The 19,154-nt window shown below is 49.6% G+C and carries 13 protein-coding genes; 2 read left to right on the forward strand and 11 right to left on the reverse strand.

The annotated features are described in order from the left end of the window. Positions 1-6: 6 nt before the first annotated feature. The 5 genes from HHL17_RS12175 to HHL17_RS12195 form a co-directional block, all read right to left on the reverse strand. The gene (locus HHL17_RS12175) at positions 7-1,206 is read right to left on the reverse strand and encodes a hypothetical protein (protein ID WP_169224983.1); all 1,200 of its coding nucleotides are present in this window, start codon (positions 1,204-1,206) and stop codon (positions 7-9) included. Positions 1,207-1,224: 18 nt separating this feature from the next. Next, positions 1,225-2,121 (reverse strand): type 1 glutamine amidotransferase, encoded by an 897-nt coding sequence (locus tag HHL17_RS12180; protein WP_169224984.1) that lies wholly within the window; start codon positions 2,119-2,121, stop codon positions 1,225-1,227. 44 nt (positions 2,122-2,165) lie between these two features. Then, on the reverse strand, positions 2,166-3,266 hold the full coding sequence (locus HHL17_RS12185) for a carboxylate-amine ligase (RefSeq protein ID WP_169224985.1): 1,101 nt from the start codon (positions 3,264-3,266) through the stop codon (positions 2,166-2,168). An 81-nt stretch (positions 3,267-3,347) separates the two neighbouring features. Next, positions 3,348-4,412 carry an ATP-grasp domain-containing protein gene (locus HHL17_RS12190; RefSeq protein ID WP_169224986.1) on the reverse strand — a complete coding sequence of 355 codons (1,065 nt, stop codon included), beginning with the start codon at positions 4,410-4,412 and terminating at the stop codon, positions 3,348-3,350. Positions 4,413-4,416: 4 nt separating this feature from the next. Next, the gene (locus tag HHL17_RS12195) at positions 4,417-5,124 is read right to left on the reverse strand and encodes an esterase family protein (protein WP_169224987.1); all 708 of its coding nucleotides are present in this window, start codon (positions 5,122-5,124) and stop codon (positions 4,417-4,419) included. A 57-nt stretch (positions 5,125-5,181) separates the two neighbouring features. On the opposite strand from HHL17_RS12195, the gene HHL17_RS12200 reads away from it, so the two are divergent. Beyond that, positions 5,182-5,925, forward strand: a complete 744-nt coding sequence (locus HHL17_RS12200) for an alpha/beta hydrolase (RefSeq protein ID WP_169224988.1) — start codon at positions 5,182-5,184, stop codon at positions 5,923-5,925. A gap of 55 nt (positions 5,926-5,980) precedes the next feature. Here HHL17_RS12200 and HHL17_RS12205 read toward each other — a convergent pair whose 3' ends face one another. After that, positions 5,981-9,229, reverse strand: a complete 3,249-nt coding sequence (locus tag HHL17_RS12205; protein WP_169224989.1) for a TonB-dependent receptor — start codon at positions 9,227-9,229, stop codon at positions 5,981-5,983. A 421-nt stretch (positions 9,230-9,650) separates the two neighbouring features. Between HHL17_RS12205 and HHL17_RS12210 the strand changes: the two genes are divergently transcribed. After that, entirely contained in the window at positions 9,651-10,853 is a 1,203-nt protein-coding gene (locus HHL17_RS12210) for a bifunctional 3,4-dihydroxy-2-butanone-4-phosphate synthase/GTP cyclohydrolase II (RefSeq protein ID WP_169224990.1), read from the forward strand. 450 nt (positions 10,854-11,303) lie between these two features. Here the strand turns inward: HHL17_RS12210 and HHL17_RS12215 are convergent, their stop codons facing one another. From HHL17_RS12215 to HHL17_RS12235, 5 genes are all read right to left on the reverse strand, one after another. Further along, a complete protein-coding gene (locus HHL17_RS12215) occupies positions 11,304-16,067 on the reverse strand; it encodes a translocation/assembly module TamB domain-containing protein (protein ID WP_169224991.1) in 4,764 nt (1,587 codons plus the stop codon). Between the two features lie 167 nt (positions 16,068-16,234). Then, a complete protein-coding gene (locus HHL17_RS12220) occupies positions 16,235-17,104 on the reverse strand; it encodes a TraB/GumN family protein (RefSeq protein ID WP_169224992.1) in 870 nt (289 codons plus the stop codon). 18 nt (positions 17,105-17,122) lie between these two features. Beyond that, entirely contained in the window at positions 17,123-18,178 is a 1,056-nt protein-coding gene (locus HHL17_RS12225; RefSeq protein ID WP_169224993.1) for an aminotransferase class I/II-fold pyridoxal phosphate-dependent enzyme, read from the reverse strand. Positions 18,179-18,184: 6 nt separating this feature from the next. Then, on the reverse strand, positions 18,185-18,610 hold the full coding sequence (locus tag HHL17_RS12230) for a hypothetical protein (RefSeq protein ID WP_169224994.1): 426 nt from the start codon (positions 18,608-18,610) through the stop codon (positions 18,185-18,187). Then, complete coding sequence (locus HHL17_RS12235; RefSeq protein WP_169224995.1) at positions 18,611-19,132, reverse strand: DUF1572 family protein; 522 nt, start codon at positions 19,130-19,132, stop codon at positions 18,611-18,613. Between the last annotated feature and the right edge of the window lie 22 nt (positions 19,133-19,154).

The raw sequence follows: 19,154 nt of genomic DNA on the forward strand, positions 1-19,154 counted from the left end.
CCTTCCTCATGAAGCAAACTCAAAAAAGCAACAACTGCCGCCTACCCAGGTGTCAGTACTGTTGAAACCTACGCCGATCATCTTTCCCTTGCTGATCCTGGACAGATTATGCACCAGGATAGGCCTGGGAGAGCTATCGGGCCAGATGTACATCATCCGGATTTCGCAAATAGCCGGACCGGTGGGCGTTTGTATGGCTGGTGCGTATTTTACTTTGTGCTGCAGTATCCAGTTCTCCGGATCTTTGATCTTGTCGATATCTTCCGGGGTAACATCTATCACCACACCCTGGCCGGCAAAGGAAAACAGTGGTTTCAACACGTAGTTTTCCAGGTCAGTGGGTAATACCGGTATTTCATGCAGGAACCAGCTTTTAGGCACAAATTCACTGTGTATGAAAGGCATGGTGTATTTACTGATCCGGTAAAACCAGTTGGGATGGGTGATCCATTCCACATCGAGGTCCTGGAACAGATTGACATGTGGTTCCAGATGGCCGGCCTGCTGTTGCAGGTCATCGAATATGATACGGTTATAGATGCGCTGGATGGGCGTTTTTACGCCATCGCGCATGTAGAACAGCTTTTTACCTTCCTGTATCAGCTTCGTGAGGCATACCGTGCGGATGCCGATATATTTTTCTGTACTATAAAAATCGATGCGGGTTTTCTGTTCTTCCGGTTTTACTTCCAGCAGCACTACTTCTTCGGGTGGCAGATTGCCAACGATCATCTCACGGAGTAGCTGATAGTAGGCTTTTTCATCGATGCCGTTGAAAAAGTTGTTCAGTTGTTCCGGTATGTCGAAATGGTTTTTAAACTGACGGGCCATCACATCCTGGAAGGCGTACATAGTAGGAAAGCCCTGCAGCTCGATGAGCTGCGGTGTATAGGCACCTGCTTCATCCTGGCATACGGCGAAATCGATGACGATAAAGTGCGGATGTTCATTTTCATGCGGCACTTTCAGGTCTGCCGGGATGGCGTCCTGTGTAATCGATTTAAAGTCTGGCCGCAGGATCACATTAACGATCTCTTCACAGGCCTGTATTAATTTGCTGGTCAGGTCGGCAGGTACAAACACCGGTGTTTCGGCCACCCGGAATGCGGGCGCAATGCCGGCATCCTGTGCTATACCTTCCAGGAACGCCTGGTAGCGGTCGTCTGTAAACTGTTGATTATATGCCTTTCTGACTTCGGGTATCATAATATTGGAATAAACGGATTAGAAAAAGGTGTTTTCATCATCGTTGTGGACAGGAACGCCATCCAGGTGCTCAATAGCAGCCAGCCTGTCGGTCAGTTGCCCGTAAACGGCATAGTCGAGGAAGGCGGTGATCAGCCGGTCGTGCGTGAGCATGATTTTATCCGGATCGGTGAGTTGTTCCAGCATGCTGTTATATTTTTCGATGCCGTGATGATCTACTACTTGTTTTTTCTTTTCTTCCTGACAGAGGTACATATGCATGCCATCAGCATCGGCTTCCGGGTGGAACTGGGTGCCGATGAAATGATCATTGAAGCGGATGGCCATGGTAGCGCGTTCCAGTGGCACATGGGGCCTTTCTTTTTCCAGCGCCAGTACCTGGCCGCCCATGGCGTAAAGCCGTTCGTGGTTCAGTTCTATCACCTGCCAGTTGCGGCTGTCAACGATATAGAACGGATCAGGCAGTGCGGTAAATACTTTTTCGGTGAGGCCGGTAGCGGTTTTATGTACCGGGAAAACGCCGAAGGCCGGTGATTTGCGTTTACAGACGTTGCCGAGCTGGTAATACCGGCACATGATCTGGTAGGAGTGACAGATAAAAAAGGCTGGTTTTTTCTGTTCCTGTGTGCGGTTCCATGCGAGCAGGTCTTCTATCAGAGAGAAATATTTCTGTTCCCACATGCTGCCTTCGCTGTCTACCGGGCTGCCGGGGCCGCCGGTAGAGATATAAATATCATAGGAGGTGTCGGGCACCTGTTGTTGCAGTCTGACTTCAAATTCATCGAATTGCAGGTCCAGTGCATGCATCGCTGCATATTGCACCAGTATTTCCCGGATACAGCGCATACCCTCATTGGCCACGCCCTCATACATATCCAGCACTGCTACTTTCCACTTGTTTTTGATTGGATGCATATTGCAAAATTACGAATTACGGCCGTGTAATCCGTCATCCCGGCTCAGCAGTTCTTCAAAAACTGGTGGTGAATATAGTCGGTTACTGCTACGAGGTCCTTGGTTTCTTCATATACTTTCAACTGTCTGTCTGCACCGGTGCCATTTTCAAGGATATGGCCGGTGGCGCGGATCACATCGCGGCTGCCCAGGTCGTCTACTACGTCGTCGATAAAATCGAGCAGTTCGTATATGAGTGACCGTGTGTTGACTTCCATCTCTTTACCAAAATCGATGAGGTTACCATCGATACCATAGCGGGAAGCACGCCATTTGTTTTCGTTCACCAGCGCGCGGTTGTAAATAATGAAGTTCAGGTTCTGCATCCGCAGCTTGTATATCTTGGCACATACAGCCTGAAAGAGGGCGGCGAGTGTGATGGTATCGTCTATCGTCAGGGGTACGTCACAGATGCGGAATTCCACGGTGTTGAAGAAAGGATGCACCCGGAGGTCCCACCATACTTTTTTGGCGTTGTCGATACAGTTCGTCTTGACCAGCAGTTTGATGTAATTGTCATATTCCTCAATACTGGCAAAATAGTCAGGGATGCCGGTACGGGGGAATTTGTCGAAAACCTTGGTACGGAAGGATTTGAAGCCGGTGTTGCGGCCTTCCCAGAAAGGGGAGTTGGTACTGAGCGCAAAAATATGCGGCAGAAAATAGCGGACTGAATTAGCGATATGCAGGGCCATTTCCCGGTTTTCCATGCCTACATGTACATGCAGGCCAAAGATCAGGTTGGACCTGGCAGCGTCCTGCATTTCGTTGACGATCTCAAAATAACGGGGATGGTCGGTGATCATTTGTTTTTCCCACTTACTGAAAGGGTGGGTACCGGAGGCGCCGATGCTGAAACCGAGGTCGCCGGCTATCTGGGTGATGGTGCGGCGCAGCAGGGCCACATCTTCGCGGGCTTCGTGAATATTGGCGCATATCTGGGTGCCCACTTCCACTACAGCCTGATGAAATTCAGCTTTTACCTGGTCGCGGATCACTTTGTGGGCTTGTTCCACAATCTTTTGCTCATGGGACCGGAGCTCCCGTGTGGTGGGGTCCATCACCATGTATTCTTCTTCTATACCCAGCGTAAACGCTTTGAACATGATTAAAATTTTTCCCGAAATTACGAATTACACATTATGAAATGTATCCGGATAATTTATCAGGAGATGATTGCCTGTTGTTTATTGTTTTTCTTTTGATTTTGTTTTTTTGGTAGACGCTGACGTTTTGCCCGTTTTTTTGGCGGGTATAGCTTTCTCTTTTATCGGCAAGGCTTTCACGGGTTTGACATTTTTGGTCGCGGCCGTTTTTTTGCTGGTACCGCGGATAAAGCGTCCCCAGGTCAGATTGTCTTTCCCTGGTTTTTGGGCAATGGCCCGTTCAATGGCATACCGGGCGCTGGTTTCCACCACCCATTCAAAATGCTCCTCACCGATGGCGTTGATATCTGCGTCCGGTGCCGGATTGCAGAAATCGATCGCGTAGGGGACTTCTCCTCTGACGGCTATTTCCACGGTATTAAAGTCGTAGCCCAGGTATTGATTGAGTGCGATCACCTGTTCCGTGATCTGCTGCATCAGTGTGTCGCTGCCTTTAAAATCGGACTGATAACGCTGATGGGGCGCGTTTTTGGGATTATAGGCCATAATGCGCACCTGGTTGCCCCCGATGCAGAAACAGCGGTAGTATTCTGTAAAGTCTATTTCTTCCTGTAACATCATCACCAGTTGACCGGTTTCTCCATGCTGGCGGAAAAAATCATCTTTGTCTTCTATGTGGTACACATGTTTCCAGCCGCCGCCGGCGAAGGGTTTCATGTATGCGGGAAATCCGATATACTCGAAGATCGTGTTCCAGTCGAACGGATAAACGAGGTTCCGGAATGATTTATCTGTGGTATTGTCCGGCAGCGAATAGGATGGCAGCAGTACCGTGCGGGGTACGGTAACGCCTATCTTTTGCGCCAGGGCATTGTTAAAGAATTTATCATCGGCGCTCCACCAGAACGGGTTGTTGATGACGGCGCAGCCGGCGGTGGCGGCATTTTTCAGAAAGGCGCGGTAGAAAGGCACATCCTGCGAGATACGGTCTATGATGACGGCATATCCGCTGTCGGCACCTTGCAACACTTTATCGATCGTTACAAACTCCGCGAAGATACCAGGTGGATTGATACGGTTCACGCGGTCTACGAACGCTTGTGGGAACGAGTTTTCCTGTCCGAATAAAATGCCGATCTTTTTCATACGTTTACTTGATGAGTGACAGATAGTGTGGCAGCATTTCGCGCCATACGGGCCAGTCGTGCAGGGCGTGCGGCCTGATGTCCAGCCAGTGGGTGATATTTTTTGCCGCCAGCAGTTGCGAAAAATGTTCATTCTGCGGGCGGGTGACGTCTGTTTCGGCGGCGCCGAGCACGATGCCCATGCGCCACAGATCAGGGTCCTGGTTATCCGGCATAAAGTCGGCCGGGTTGTGGTAATATACCTGGTCGTCGTAATAGCCGTCCATCCTGGATTTGATATCGAAGATACCGCTAAGGCTGAAAAGATAAGACACACGGGCGGGATAGCGGAAAGCGAAATTGGCCGCATGATAACCGCCAAAGCTGCATCCGGCGGCTACAATCCGCTGCCGGCCTGTTTCAGCCTCTATGCGGGGCAGCACTTCTTCTACCAGCATTTTATCATAACAGGTATGATTATACGCCCGGAACTGGGGAGCGATGCTCCTGTTGTACCAGCTGGCGGCATCAATACTGTCGGGGCAGTACACTTTGACGCGTCCTTCATCGATAAACCACCGGATAGCGTCTATCAGGCCACGGTCTTTGCTTTCATAGTAGCGGCCCATGGAGGTCGGGAAGAGTAGTAGCGGGTATCCGCTGTCACCAAATACCAGCATCTCAAATTCCTTTCCCAGGTTGGGCGAATGCCATTTATAGTAGTTTTCAGTCATGGGAAAGTGTTTAGTTAAATTTAAAGAAGATTATTGGTTTATCGGTAAATTGTTGAAATGCAAATGGATCGAATGATGCTCCCTGCTGCCGGACTGCATCGGGAAGTCACGCTGGATGTATACACACAGGAAGGAACACCCCGTGTTTTGTTGCTGATAAATGATGGGCAGGACCTGCCCGCGTTGCCTGCGGTGATGCCGCCGGGCGTATGGGTGGTGGCTGTTCATGCAGGACCGCGGCGCCGTCAGGAGTATGGTGTGGCCGGTATCACTGACTACCAGGGCAATGGTATACTGGCAGCGGTTTACAGCCAGTTTGTGATAAAGGAATTATTGCCTTTCCTGGAGCAGCGCTATCCCTTGCTGGCCGGTGTGAAACGGGCCTTCGCAGGGTTTTCGCTGGGAGGGCTGTCGGCGCTGGACATCGTATGGCAGTACCCGCAATATTTCAGCATGGCGGGCGTGTTCTCCGGTGCGCTTTGGTGGCGCAGCCGCCCGCTGGATGATCACTATCAGGAAGAGCGGGACCGCATTATGCACCGGCGTATCCGGGAAAGCGCCTACCGGCCGGGGCTACAGTTCTTTTTTGAATGCGGCACCAATGATGAAACGGCCGACCGTAACGGTAATGGCATTATCGACAGTATTGATGATACGCTGGATGTGATAGCGGAATTGAAGCAGAAAGGTTATCGGGAACCGGAAGATATTACGTACCTGGAAATCGCCGGTGGAAAGCATGATAAGGAGACGTGGGGGAGGGCGATGGCGGTGTTTTTGGGGTTACAATTTTTTATGTAAAAGAGAAGGGCTGACCAAATGGTCAGCCCTTCTCTTTTATTGTAAGGTGATTAGCTTAGAAGCTGTAACGAACACCAATCTGACCTCTCCAGCGAGAAGTGAAGTTGTTGATGAAGTAAGGAGTTACATCGCCATCGCCATTTACGATTCTCTTGTAGTCATACTGGAATACAGGAGCGCCGGAAGTAGCATCGAATTTTCTGAAAGTGAGCGGAGTAGCAACCTGGTTGTTGATAAAGTAGGTTCTTCCCCAATCTTTGTTCAGCAGGTTACCTACGTTCAGGATGTCGAAAGTAATTTCGACTTTGTGGTTTTTCCAGATCGGCAGGACCTGAGCCAGTTTGAAGTCGAACAGATTTTCGAACGGAGTGCGGGAAGCGTTTTTCTTCGCGTTTTCGCCGCGGTGTTTGCTCAGGTATTTATCATTGCTGATCAGGCTTTCCAGATCTGAACGTTGCTCAGCTTCTGTACGTTGGTAGACAACCGTACCGGCAGCATTTTTCTGTTGGATAATGTCAAACCGCATAGCAGATACTTCAGTAGCAGTCGGGATGTAGAGCATGTCGTTGTTACCGTTGGCAAGTCTGTCATCACCGGTAGGATCAACAGAGTTGAAGTATACCCAGGTGTAAGGGGTACCGGATTGACCGTTGTAGAACAGGCTTACAGTAGTAGCAAAGTTCTTTTGTTTGCCATATTTGAAGGTTTTGGCAATTACACCCATTACGCGGTGACCCATGGCGTAGTTAGCGCGACCCAGTTCAGGAGCGTTCAGGCCATTGATGTTAGGCGTAAATCTCCAGTTGGAGCTGGCGGTAGAGGATGTACCATCGTTCACGGAATAAGCATCGCCATAAGAGTAACCTACTTTAACGAACAGACCGTTGCTGGTTACTTTGGTCAACTCACCGGAGATGTTATAGGTATAACCTTCGCTGGTGTTCTGCAGCAGCAGTACCTGGTTGCCCCATGCAGCGGATTTCTGTTTGTAGGAAGGACGTTTGATACCACCACCCAGTGCTACGCTGTCGCCTGTAGGAATGATGTTCAGGTTGTTCCAAACGGCGTTGTTGATGGTTTTAGAGAAGTTACCTTCAATGATAGCCTTCATGCCCCATGGCAGTTGTCTTTCAACAGCCAGGTTGGTTTTGAATACCTGAGGGAATTTGAAATTCTTGTCGCTCAGGTTGATATTAGCACCACTTTTCGGGCTTACGTTAGCACCCAGGGCCGCCAGCATGGTAGCAGAATACTGACCATAGAACGGGCTGTTAGGATCGTACTGGAAACTAACACTGTTTGGCAGATCTTTTCCGGAGAGGCTGATATTGGTATAGATGTTACCGGAAGTATTGTACTGGTTGGAAATCCATACAAAGGGAACGCGTCCGGTGAAGATGCCAGCACCACCACGGATAATGGTTTGACCATCATTGTTCAGGTCCCAGTTAAAGCCCACTCTTGGAGCGAACATCAGTCTGGATTTAGGAATGGTGGTAGTAGAGTATCCTGCGAAGTCAGCATCTTTATTAAAGTTCACGTTATCCGGAGGCGTAGTCGGGAAGAATGGCATATCTACCCTTACACCTGCGGTCAGGGTGAAGTTTCTGCGGACATTCCATTCATCCTGTATATAGATACCTACCTGTGCAGCTTTGAAACCGATGCCTTCGCGAAGGGTTGAATCTGCAGTAGTGTAGTTGATCTGGTATTGTTTCGGCTTCAGGCCCTGCAGGAATCCGTTGATGGAATCGTAGGAGTAGGAACCGAATGCGCCCTGGATAAAAGTGTTTTTGATATTGTATAATTCGGCATTAGCACCTACGGTGATGGTGTGTTTGCCTTTGTACATGGTCAGGTTATCTGTAAATGTCCAGATTTTCTGGTCCAGTGCGTTGGCAGTAGAAGAGAATTCGCTACCCAGGTTAATGGTCCTGCTGTTATCAACAATGGTAACAGTAGGGAAAGGCTGACCCAGGTAAGATCTTCTGTCCTGTACACTGTTATATCCCACTCTCAATTCATTACTCAGCTTGTTGGAGAAGCTGGAGTTCAGCTCAATTACGCTGGAGTTGCTTTTGGAAGGGAAGGAGTAATAGTTATTGTAGAAGGATGCTGCTGTAGGAGTACGGCCACCGGTATTGATATCAGTAGCGTCCAGATAGTTGTGGCGAATTGTCAGTTTATGAACATTATTAATGTTCCAGTCAATACGGCCGAAGATAGTGGTGGCTGTCTTTTTACGCTCCTGGTCAGTATAACCGCCGAGGTCCACATTATATTTGTTCTTAACGAAGTCGTAGACACGGGCGAGCTCATCTACGGTAACACCGTTGGATTTAGTGCCAGGGTTGAAGTCAACCGGGTTGGTACGTTCAGTTCTTTCCACGTTGGCGAAGAAGAACAGTTTGTTTTTGATGATCGGGCCACCGAGGCTTGCACCATAGATTTTGCTGTTGAAGTCGCCGTAAGCAGTGTGGGCAGTGTCCGGAGATTTACCTACGAAGCTTTTGTTTTGCAGGTACAGGTAAGCAGAACCGTGGAAATCGTTGGTACCGCTTTTGGTGATAGCGTTGATACCGCCACCTGTAAAGCCGCTTTGCTTAACATCGTAAGGGTTTAAAACGATCTGCAGCTGGTCGATAGTTTCGATGGAGATTGGGTTAGCACCAGCCTGGCCACCGTTGGTACCGGAAGCAGACAGACCAAATACGTCGTTGGTAACGGCACCGTCCACAGCAAATTGGTTGTATTTGTTGCTCGCGCCGCCGAAGGAGATACCCAGGGGAGCACCATCGCTGCCTCTGGTGGAAACGGAAGCCTGAGGGCTCAGTTTCACGAAATCTTGTACGCTTCTGTTTACAGTAGGAATATTGTCAATCTGGGTGCGGCTAACGTTCAGTGCAGTACCGCCGTTACCCTGAGTCACCGCTTTGGCAGCAGTAATATTGATTTCCTGAAGGGTGGTAGAGCCTTCAGTCAATTTTACGTTCAATTTCTGAGGAGTACCCAGCTGCAGGAAAATGTTGTTGAAAGTTTCCGTGCCGTAGCTGATAAAAGATACCTCTACTTTGTAAGGGCCACCAACACGCATGTTTGGAATGGTGAATTCACCGCCGTTACGGGTAGTGGTTCCATAAACTGTACCGGATGGCGTGTGAATTGCCTTTACGGTGGCACCGATCAGGCCTTCGCCTTTGGAATCCGTTACAACACCGATCATGCTACTGGTGGTAACCTGCGCATAGGTTAAGATCGTCGTGAGTAATAAGGATAAGGTAAAGAGTAATTTTCTAAATCCCATGATTAGAGAAGTTTGTTTCATGGCGCAAAGGTGCCAAAAAACTTTGGGAAAATTTTAACGCCGAATTAACAAATTGTTAAGTCGTGAAAGAACACATAAACCTCGATAAATTTTTTTGATATCTTAACAGGTTAATCCGCATTTACAGGATGTTTGTTCAGGAATTTCAAAAAAAATTATGAATCCTCAAATCGGGCTATTTGCTAATGCATAAAAGCGTTGTCCAGCGTGAACTTTATTGTATTCCAGATTGTTGTGTACCAAACTTATCTGTGAAATATCTTATTTATTAAAATATGATTGTATAAATATCAAATCAACAGGAGATTACTCAGATTCCACACGGAATGTTTCCTTGCCTATTTCCCGTGTTTAAGTCGTAACTTTGCGGTCATTCAACATTGACCCGGAGGGATAATATATGTTAGATACAATAGCAGCAGCAATAGAAGATATCAAGAACGGCAAACTGGTAATCGTAGTAGATGATGAAGACCGCGAGAATGAGGGCGACTTTATTACCGCAGCGCGTAACGTTACGCCGGAGATCATCAACTTTATGAGCACACACGGCCGTGGCCTGATCTGCGCTCCCCTGGCAGAAGAACGCTGCGAAGAATTGGGACTGGAACTGATGGTGAGAGATAATACCGCCCTGCATCAGACACCCTTCACTGTATCGGTAGACTTACGCGGCCATGGCTGCACTACCGGCATCTCCGCACACGATAGAGCCAAAACAGTACAAGCGCTGATCGATCCAAACATCAGACCGGAAGAACTCGGCAAACCCGGGCACATCTTCCCGCTGAAAGCCAAAACCGGCGGCGTTTTACGTCGTGCCGGCCATACTGAAGCAACGATAGACCTGGCCCGACTGGCTGGCTTTGAGCCCGCCGGCGTACTGGTAGAGATCATGAACGAAGACGGCTCTATGGCCCGCTTGCCACAACTGCGGGAAATAGCCGACAAATTCGACCTCAAACTGATCTCCATCCAGGACCTCATCACCTATATGCTCAGCACCGAAACCCTGATCGAAGAAGGTGTAAGAGTTCAAATGCCTACCAAATACGGCAACTTCGAACTCATCGCTTTCAAACAGCTTAATTCCGGTGAGATCCATATGGCACTGAAAAAAGGCGACTGGGAAAAAGATGAACCTGTCCTCGTACGGGTGCACTCGTCCTGCGTTACCGGCGATATCCTCCACTCCCTGCGCTGCGACTGTGGCGAACAGTTGCACGCTGCCATGCAGATGGTGGAAAAAGAAGGGAAAGGCCTCATCCTCTATATGAACCAGGAAGGCCGCGGTATCGGTCTCATGAACAAACTCAAAGCCTATAAACTGCAAGAGGAAGGCCTCGACACAGTGGAAGCCAACCTGGAACTCGGCTTTAAAATGGATGAACGCGACTACGGCGTGGGCGCCCAGATTCTGCGGCACCTCAACATCACCCAGCTGCGCCTCATCACCAACAACCCGCGCAAACGCGCCGGCCTCAGTGGCTACGGTCTCGAAGTAGTGGAAAACGTACCCATCGAAATACATCCCAACCCGTACAATGAAAATTACCTGCGGACTAAAAGGGATAAACTGGGGCACGAAATCCTGAAAGGCTGATATAATAATTATATAGATATCATTCATCCCGGAGCAGACCGCTCCGGGATTTTTTTTCCCAGGGCTGAAGCCCTGGGCTACGTTGTGGTTCAGGTTCCCAAAATGATTGGGTTTTGTATGATGGGGGTTATTGCCATTATATTATCCAAACAATAGAAGATGACTTTTACCTGGGACATGATGTATATCAGAGAGCAACAAATGTATCTTGCCAACAATGTTTCACCTATTTAATGCCAGCCTGAGATCTGTTAGGGGATACGTTCCCTAAGTTTGCATAAAAGGACAGTACCACAATTAATCAAGACTTAATCCCCTAAAGGATCTGAAACACAACGTAGCCCAGGGCTTCAGCCCTGGGATTCCGTGAATCCGTGAACGCGTGAATCCACAACGTTGGGGTATCCCCGGACGTTGGAACCGGATTTAAAACGAATATTCAATATCGCATTATTTTTTTTCGGTAGAATCCTCTTTCGGCTTCAGCGCTGCTGCCTTTCGAAGAGAATCCATGAGCGGGGTACGGCCACGGCGCTGGCTGTGGAACAGTTCACCCAGACGGTTGAACTCACGGATGTAAGATATGCCCACACCGGATTTCGTACGGTTGTTAAGGTTATACACGTCGTAATCCGATTTACTGAATGCATTGATACGGAAACGGCCGTCGGGTGTCAGCAGATATTCGATGCGGAAGTCACCGGCGAAACGGTTGGCGTTGGCGGAAGTGGAAGATTTGCCCCAGTCATAGTCGCCGCCGGCATACAACCGGAAACGGTTGTTGAACAGCGTGCTGGTGATACCGGCGCTTACCTGGTTACGGTCCACGGAGCCATTGTCAGCAGGACCACCCGGGCCACCCACGTTATACGCGCGATAGTTGACGTTGACACCGATACCGCTGCCTTTGAGCAGGGCGCCGGTGATATTATTGAGAATAGCGGATGCCTGGGCCGATAAAGCCTGTCCCACACTGTTTTTACCGGTAATGCCCACGTTGGCGGCCGCATTGGTGGTGGCGTCATCGGGCAGGAACTGGTTGAACAGCAACAGACCGTACATCTGCAGCAATGCTTTGTTCTGGTCGTTGTTGATCTCTTTCAGCTTGGCAGCTACACCACTTTCATAGGAAAGACTTCCCACATCGGGCAGCTCAATGGTATAGGAGATATCCGGCTTCATCAGGGCGCCGCGCAGGTTGATCAGCACATCCACACGTTCTGTACGGGTGGCCAGCTTGTCATTGGAGCTTACGGTGGCGGCCTGTCCCAGCAGGTTATACAGACTTACTTTCGGTAGTGAGTATTTGGCGGTGATGTTCACCTTGGCTTCCTGTGGGTCGCCATTCCAGGTAATGGTACTGTTCTTTTCGATATCAAACTTCCAGCTGGTCAGGCGCTGGAAAGTAAAGTTATAGGACCCGTTGTTGATCTCATAGTTGCCGAACATGCTGAAATCTCCTTCGGTATTGGCAATGATCTGGAGGTTACCGCTACCGTTGGCGGAGATAATATCACCGGTGGTGGCATCCAGGATCACGTCAATCTGTGCATCGGGGTTGGCAGCGATGTCGAGCTTTACGGTCAGTTTGGTATTATCTTTCTTCCGCTTGTTCTCCTTGACCTCTGTACCATAGGTTTTGAAGATGATATAATCATACTTGCCGATGTCTTTACTGTCAGACATCGGGAGATAGAAGTGGGTGCCTTTCAATGGCCGGGCGAGAATATGCATCTGCATATCGTTGATAGGGCCGGAGAAATAGACTTTTCCATCTGCCAGTACATCTCCGTAAAACAGGTCGCTGTCGGCGGAAGTGGTGCTGAGGAACAGGAAATTGCGGCCGGTCACGTCAAAATCGAAATTCAGTTTGTTGAAGTGATCATGACTGATATAGCCGCTGGCAGTGCCTTTGCTGCCGTATTTATCAATAACGGCGAAGTTGCCGAATTCAATCAGGTTATCATCGATGTTAACATTCAACCGTGGGATCTTATAACGGGTGCCCAGGTAATCGACTGTTACGGCTACGGTGTCCAGCTGAAGGCTGCCCCGCATAGACGGCAGGTCGGTGGTGCCGGAAACATTTACCTTCCCGGTAACGGCGCCTGTCAGATCGGAAACATATCCTGTCAGGTATTTGCTGAGCAAATTGATGGACATACCATTGAAATCAACGGAGGCATCAATATCCTTATTGGTGGCGGAAAGACCAACTTTGCCCTGTGCCAGGAAGTTTTTGCCTTCGTTGTCGGATTTAACGAGGAAGGTAGCGGTACCGGTACGGTGCAGGTAACTACCATCAATATTAAGTGTGCCGATAGAATCATTGTCGATACGCAACTCGCGTGTGCGCAGCGCTGCTGTGACATCTAGGTCCTGTGTGGGGTCTGTGATATGAATGGTGCCGTCGGTGATGCCTTCAATACGGGTCGTGATCAGCTGGGAAGGGATCACGTCAGGAAGGTTCAGGTTTTTGAGCGTCACGATGAACCGGGATTCGTCCGGGTTGAATTCGTTGGTCTCCACCGTGATGCTTTGATCATTGCGGGTTACGCGCAGATTATGTACGGTGAGAAAGTCCTTGCTCCAGTATATTTCATTGCCGGGTGTTACATTCCATTGCCGCTCGTTAACGGTAAAGGCGCTGTTCAGGAAATTGACCTTAATACCCTGACGGACGGTGACGATGCGGGCGTAGAAACCATCCAGGGAAGAGGTGTCCTGCGCCTGCAAGTCCACTTTCAGATAAGAGGTGTCGTTACCGGAACTGGCCAATATCAGCGGGTTTTGCAGGATGGTATTGGTGCCGGACAAGACTTTGCCGATGCTGGTACTGATATTGACTTTGTTGAAGGTGCCATCGCCTTTTACCTGCAGGTCCTGTACCCGGTATCCGAGATAGCCGGCTTCAGGGATATTGATATTGAGCGACAGGTTACCGCCGTTCATGGTGTTGAGCCCACCCTGAACAGATGAGTTGTCAAAGCCGGTAAATTTATTGGTAAAGCCTTTCAGTAGTTTTTCCACTTCTCCGAACTGGAAGGCAAAGGTGAAATTCTCCTGGATGGCTGCATTCTGCGGGGCCAGGAAATAGCTGGGATAGTATTTGTATAACAGCAGCTGGAAGGCATCCGGCAGCTCCATGAGTTTGTAGGACCCTTTTACATATCCGCTTACCTCACTGCCATTCAGGCTTAGTACTTTCTGGTTGTCCTGCATATGTGTGGCGATGCGGAGGGAGTCGAACTCCAGCCGTTTACCATCTTTATACAAAGATACTTCATGCATACGGGCGGTACCGTCGAAGTTGTCGATGGTGTTACCTGCGAAATTGAGGTCCAGCGTGGCTTGCAGGGTGACAGAATCCTCCACGATGTGCAGTGCTTTGAGATCTGCTTTGCGAAGGTCTGAGTGGAAATTAAAGATGGGCAATGCCTCGTTGAAATCAATGGTACCGGTAAAGTCCATATCCAGGTTAGGATCTTTGGAAGCCAGCGAGCCATTGAAAAACTTGCGGCTCATGGTGCCATTGGTCTTGATGTTACGGTAGGTGTAGCCGAACAGGCTCATTTCCTGTACATCAGCGTCCACACTGGCTTTGAGTGTTTTGAAGTTGAAACCGGCCCCATCTACTTTGGCATTGAGCGTGAGGGTGGACAGGTTCTTGTTATCGAAGAGGGTGCCTACGTCAAAGCCGGTAGTAGTGAGACTTCCGGAGTAGACAGGCACATCGCGGCTGGTCTTGAAGTTAAGGTCAGAACTGAGTTTACCCAGATTGGTCTGGAACTGGCCATAGGCCACGAAGTCATTGATAAAGCCGGTATAACTTCCCTGAAAGCGGATAGAGGTAAGCTTGTCCATACGGATGGCACTCACATCTTTTACGATCGGCATGATCTGCATCACATCGGCGCCGGTGGTGACCAGTTCCTCTGTATGGAAATCGATGAAGGTTTCATTGATTTCCGGCAGGCCGCGCAGTTCGATGCTGCCTTTCAGGCGGGTGGTGGCACCGGCTTCCAGTTCTATCTCGGATGCTTTCAGGTTGCTCACGGGGCCACGGGCTTTTCCGGTCAGCGTGATTTCTTTTTTCCAGGTAGAAAGTGGCGGCGCAAAAAAAGCGATGTCGTCTGATGATAGTCTACAGTCTTTGAAGCGGGCCTGCATGAACACATTGTTCACATAGTCGTTCATGTCGCTGATATCGGAGTACTGCATCGTATAGTAGTCACCGACATGGCTCCGGTTCGTTTGCAGGTCCAGCCGGGAGAACTCCATTTCCACAGGGGACATTTTAAAACGGCTCGTGAGTTTTTTCACTTCAAAGCCGGACCGTTCTTTGGTGCTGAGGGTAAGATCACCGATGATACTGTCTTTCACCAGGCTGGTGTTGGTGAGTGACAGGTTGATTTCCCCAAAGCGGATATGATTAGGGGCGAAGTACCCCGCTTCCACTTTAGTGCTGTCATCCGGCATATCCACGCCCAGCATGCCATTACGGATATGCAGTTCTTTCAGCAACAGTTTCCAGTTGCCATAGTTCCAGCGAAGCTCACCGGGCGCAGTGCTGTCCGGGACAGGGTTGCCGGTAAGGTGCGGGCGCTTGTGCCGCAACGGGGAAGAGGAATAGCTGCTGATAATAAAATAGGGGTTATCGAGAAACAGTTCCTGTATATCGATGTTGTGTTTTTGCAGGTCCAGGTTTTTGGCATCGAGGAAAATACGTTTGGCGTAGCCGCGCATGTCTTCGCCCACCCAGGCATCAATTTGATTGATACGGATATTGCGGAGGTCTATTTTCTTCAGGTCGAGGGAGATGCCTTTGGATGGCGTTTGTGGTTTGGTAGTGGGAGGGCCGGAGAAAGCTTCTTCCAGGAAATGATAATTCCAGACAGAATCATTACGGGGCCGTAGCAGGTTGACCTGTGCATCTTCCAGTCCAACGAACTTGATAACGGGTTTGTCCTGAAAAAAGAACCAGTCAGTGATGCGCACTTGCAATTTGCCCGCGTACAGGAGGGTGTCTTTATGCTGATCTTCGATGAGTGCTCCTTCCAGCTGCATACTGTTGAACAGCCGTAACGTGATGCGGTTTATTTCGACCCGTGTGTGGAGCTGATCGGACAAACGAGATGTCACCTCTCTCACCAGCAGGTTCTGGACTGCGGGTATATTGATTAATACTCCCACCAGAATGATCAGGCCTAACAAACACAGTAAAATGATAGTTAGTATTTTCCGAACTTTTTTCAGGCAGCAAAGTTTATCCGGCAAAAATAGGGGTTATTTAGGGATTTTTTGATTTACGATTTAGGGATTTGAAGGGAGTTTGAGCAAACATTCAATCAAAAAATCGTAAATCAAAAAATCCCTGAATATTAATTGACGGCTTCCACTTTATATCCTTCTTTCCTTAACAGGGCAATGAGCCCTTTGTCGCCCGCCAGGTGCGCGGCGCCTACGGCAACAAACACCGCGCCTTTCGACATCAGTTGTTCGAGCTGTGGTATCCATGCGGCATTGCGGCGGAAGATCATCAGGTCCTGATAATTTTTCAGGTCAGGGGACTGTACGACTAATTTGTAGAGTTTATCAAGGTCCTGTTGTTTCCAGGTGTCCATCATCACGCGGGCTTCTTTGTCGTTGTTCTTGATATCCTTTACCAGCCGCACAATCATCTCTGCTTCTGTTTTATCGGGGATGCTGTCAAAAAGGGCCATCTGTGATTCCACCGTTTCGAGGGTAGCGATAGGTATTTTTTTGTTGGTGGCCAGGGTGGCCAGTTCCCTGTCCGGTGCAGCGATGTCCTGGTTCTGGCAGGGTACCTGTTTCATCATCAGCAGGGTAGTCAGCATAAAAGGTTTGGCTTTGTCAAGTGGAGCAAGGCTGAAGTGCAGGGAATCCTGGAAGAACCGGTCTACCATGGCGTACTGTGAGGAGTCGAACAATTTCCGCAGGGAATAGCCATCATCCTGGTTGAATACCAGTGACTGCAGTTTGTCCTTGTTATCGGACATGAGATCTATTTCCATACACATGGTTTGTGCTCCTTGCAAGGCATTGGTGACAGCAGGGGCAAACGACAGGTCGTTTTTACAGACCAGATGCATGGTACCGAAGAGGTAGGAGGGGGCGCTGAGGCCTTTGCCGGTTACTTTCCATAACAGGGATTTGCCTTGTGCATTGCCGGAGAGCTGCACCAGCAGTGCCAGCAGCAAGGGAGCGAGGGTTTTCAGAGGGCGTAACATTGACCAGAATTTTTATTGTTAATAACCATATTCTTTCAGAAACTGGTAAAGGGTCAGGATATCCTGCTGGGTATGCAGTGCTGATATGATGGCCCTGTTTACCGGTTGGCTGTGGGGAAACGGGTAAGGGAAACTGGAAATGATAACATCCCGTTCGGCCAGATAGTTTAACAACGGTTGTTTTTCTGCCGGTTGTGGCAGGATAAACACAGGCAGCGCGTGTGGGTTGTGAATGGTGGAATTGGCCGCCAGGTGCAGGAAGTAGGCCACATTCTGCTGTAATAGCATCCGTTGTTGCCGGACGAGGTCGGCAGATTGTAACCAGGCATGTGCACCGGCCGGCATCATGGGCGTGCTGCCGGTAAAGAACCCGTTCTTTTTCAGGGCGGCGATATCGGCGGCATGGCCTGCCACTACGCCGCCTTCCACGCTGTAAGCTTTGGCCAGCGAGGCGGTGATGAGATAGCGCACCTGCTCTGTGCCCGGCAGAAAGTGAATGCTGCCCTGGCCCCGGGGACCAAGGATACCAATGCCATGAGAGTCGTCTATCAGTACCAGTACTTTGCGTTGCAGCAGGCGGAGCCAGTCAAACGCATATACTTCTCCGGTGATGGGGTTCAGTGCATCGGTGACGATGACGTAATGATGGTCCGGCTGACTGTTCACGCGGGCGACAGTGTCCTGTTCCCATTGCGCCCTGTTGCCGGCCGGCAGCTGCGGAGTACCGAGCCATAATGCCGGATGGGCGCCGGGCGCATAACAGAGCTGGCCGCGGGTAGCGGCATAATGGATGGCTGCCTGCGCGGCCATATAGCCGGAGGAAAGCACCACAGCGGCTTGTTGGTCCAGGTGCGTGCAAAGGGCATGTTCCACTTCTTCAAAAAGCGGCAACCGGACATTGCCTGCTCTGGAAGAAGGGAAAAGCGTTCCATAACGCTGGATGCCTTCGATGAAGGCGTTCTTAAAAGCGGGTTGCTGATGTAAACCGAGATAGGAAAAGCCCGAAAAGAACAGGCAGCTGCGGTTGTCAACTGTAGCGGTCCTTCCCGGGGTAATATCGGTGTGTAGAAGCATAGGTAGTTATTCTTTTCGGGTACGCAGAATAAAATGGTAGTCGCCGGATTTCACTTTCATATCAAAGTGGGATTCATCCAGCTTTTCCACGGTGACCAGGTTTTCCGCCGAACGGGAACCGTTGGAGGCGGTGACGGAGATCACCTTGCCGTTGCTAAGCAGAAAGTATTTGCCGGAATCCGGTTTGCCCGCGATGGTGGCCACAAATACATTGTTGTCCAGGAACTGGTAGTATACGTCAGTATAATAGCCGTCTTTCAGGTCTTTGGCCTGAATGAGCTGGGTGTTGTTATACGGGTCACCCTGCGGCACCTTTACATCGTATACACGCCATTTCTTGTGCTTCAGCAGTTCGTCTGTTCTGCCGGTATTGCAGGCAAATAACGCTGCTGCGGGCAGGATAACGGTAAAGATAGTACGTAGTTTCATCATTTATTTGTTCCCGAATTTTTCCTTGTTGAAAGCTTCTGACTGGCCTTTGGGAATGGAAAGGCTTTGCCAGTTTTCACCAAGGATCATTTTGCCGATATATACCATTTGTCCTACATGATAGGGCACATGGGTCATTTGCCGGTTGATGGCGTCGAGTACGGAATGGGCTTCTGCGCGGATATACACCGTTTTTTCGAGATCGTCCGGCGTAAGGCTGCCAACAGCTTTCAGGAGGCAGTCCCAGCCTTCATGCCAGCGTTGCAGGATGGTTTCTTTGGACGCCTGGTCTTCTTCGAATTCTTCATCACGATGACGGTCACGTTTCTCTCCATCGGAGGTGAGGAAGTCGGTCCAGCGTGACAACATATTGCCGCGCAGGTGTTTCACGAGCATCGCGATGCTGTTGGGCTCACCCTGTGGTTGCCAGTGGAGTTGGCTGGCATCCAGCCGTTCAATGGTTTTGGTGCCCATGTCATAATAAGAGCGGAACCGTTGTAAAGCACTGTCCAGATAAAGTTGCATATAAATATTTTTTGATTTTCGA

Source organism: Chitinophaga fulva, from assembly GCF_012927205.1.
GTDB classification, from domain to species: domain Bacteria; phylum Bacteroidota; class Bacteroidia; order Chitinophagales; family Chitinophagaceae; genus Chitinophaga; species Chitinophaga fulva.

What these genes read in the sequence shown, in the direction of transcription:
- HHL17_RS12175 (WP_169224983.1), bottom strand. Translation starts at nt 1,206, where the DNA reads ATGATACCCGAAGTCAGAAAGGCATATAATCAACAGTTTACAGACGAC.
- HHL17_RS12180 (WP_169224984.1), bottom strand. Translation starts at nt 2,121, where the DNA reads ATGCATCCAATCAAAAACAAGTGGAAAGTAGCAGTGCTGGATATGTAT.
- HHL17_RS12185 (WP_169224985.1), bottom strand. Translation starts at nt 3,266, where the DNA reads ATGTTCAAAGCGTTTACGCTGGGTATAGAAGAAGAATACATGGTGATG.
- HHL17_RS12190 (WP_169224986.1), bottom strand. Translation starts at nt 4,412, where the DNA reads ATGAAAAAGATCGGCATTTTATTCGGACAGGAAAACTCGTTCCCACAA.
- HHL17_RS12195 (WP_169224987.1), bottom strand. Translation starts at nt 5,124, where the DNA reads ATGACTGAAAACTACTATAAATGGCATTCGCCCAACCTGGGAAAGGAA.
- HHL17_RS12200 (WP_169224988.1), top strand. Translation starts at nt 5,182, where the DNA reads ATGCAAATGGATCGAATGATGCTCCCTGCTGCCGGACTGCATCGGGAA.
- HHL17_RS12205 (WP_169224989.1), bottom strand. Translation starts at nt 9,229, where the DNA reads ATGGGATTTAGAAAATTACTCTTTACCTTATCCTTATTACTCACGACG.
- HHL17_RS12210 (WP_169224990.1), top strand. Translation starts at nt 9,651, where the DNA reads ATGTTAGATACAATAGCAGCAGCAATAGAAGATATCAAGAACGGCAAA.
- HHL17_RS12220 (WP_169224992.1), bottom strand. Translation starts at nt 17,104, where the DNA reads ATGTTACGCCCTCTGAAAACCCTCGCTCCCTTGCTGCTGGCACTGCTG.
- HHL17_RS12225 (WP_169224993.1), bottom strand. Translation starts at nt 18,178, where the DNA reads ATGCTTCTACACACCGATATTACCCCGGGAAGGACCGCTACAGTTGAC.
- HHL17_RS12230 (WP_169224994.1), bottom strand. Translation starts at nt 18,610, where the DNA reads ATGATGAAACTACGTACTATCTTTACCGTTATCCTGCCCGCAGCAGCG.
- HHL17_RS12235 (WP_169224995.1), bottom strand. Translation starts at nt 19,132, where the DNA reads ATGCAACTTTATCTGGACAGTGCTTTACAACGGTTCCGCTCTTATTAT.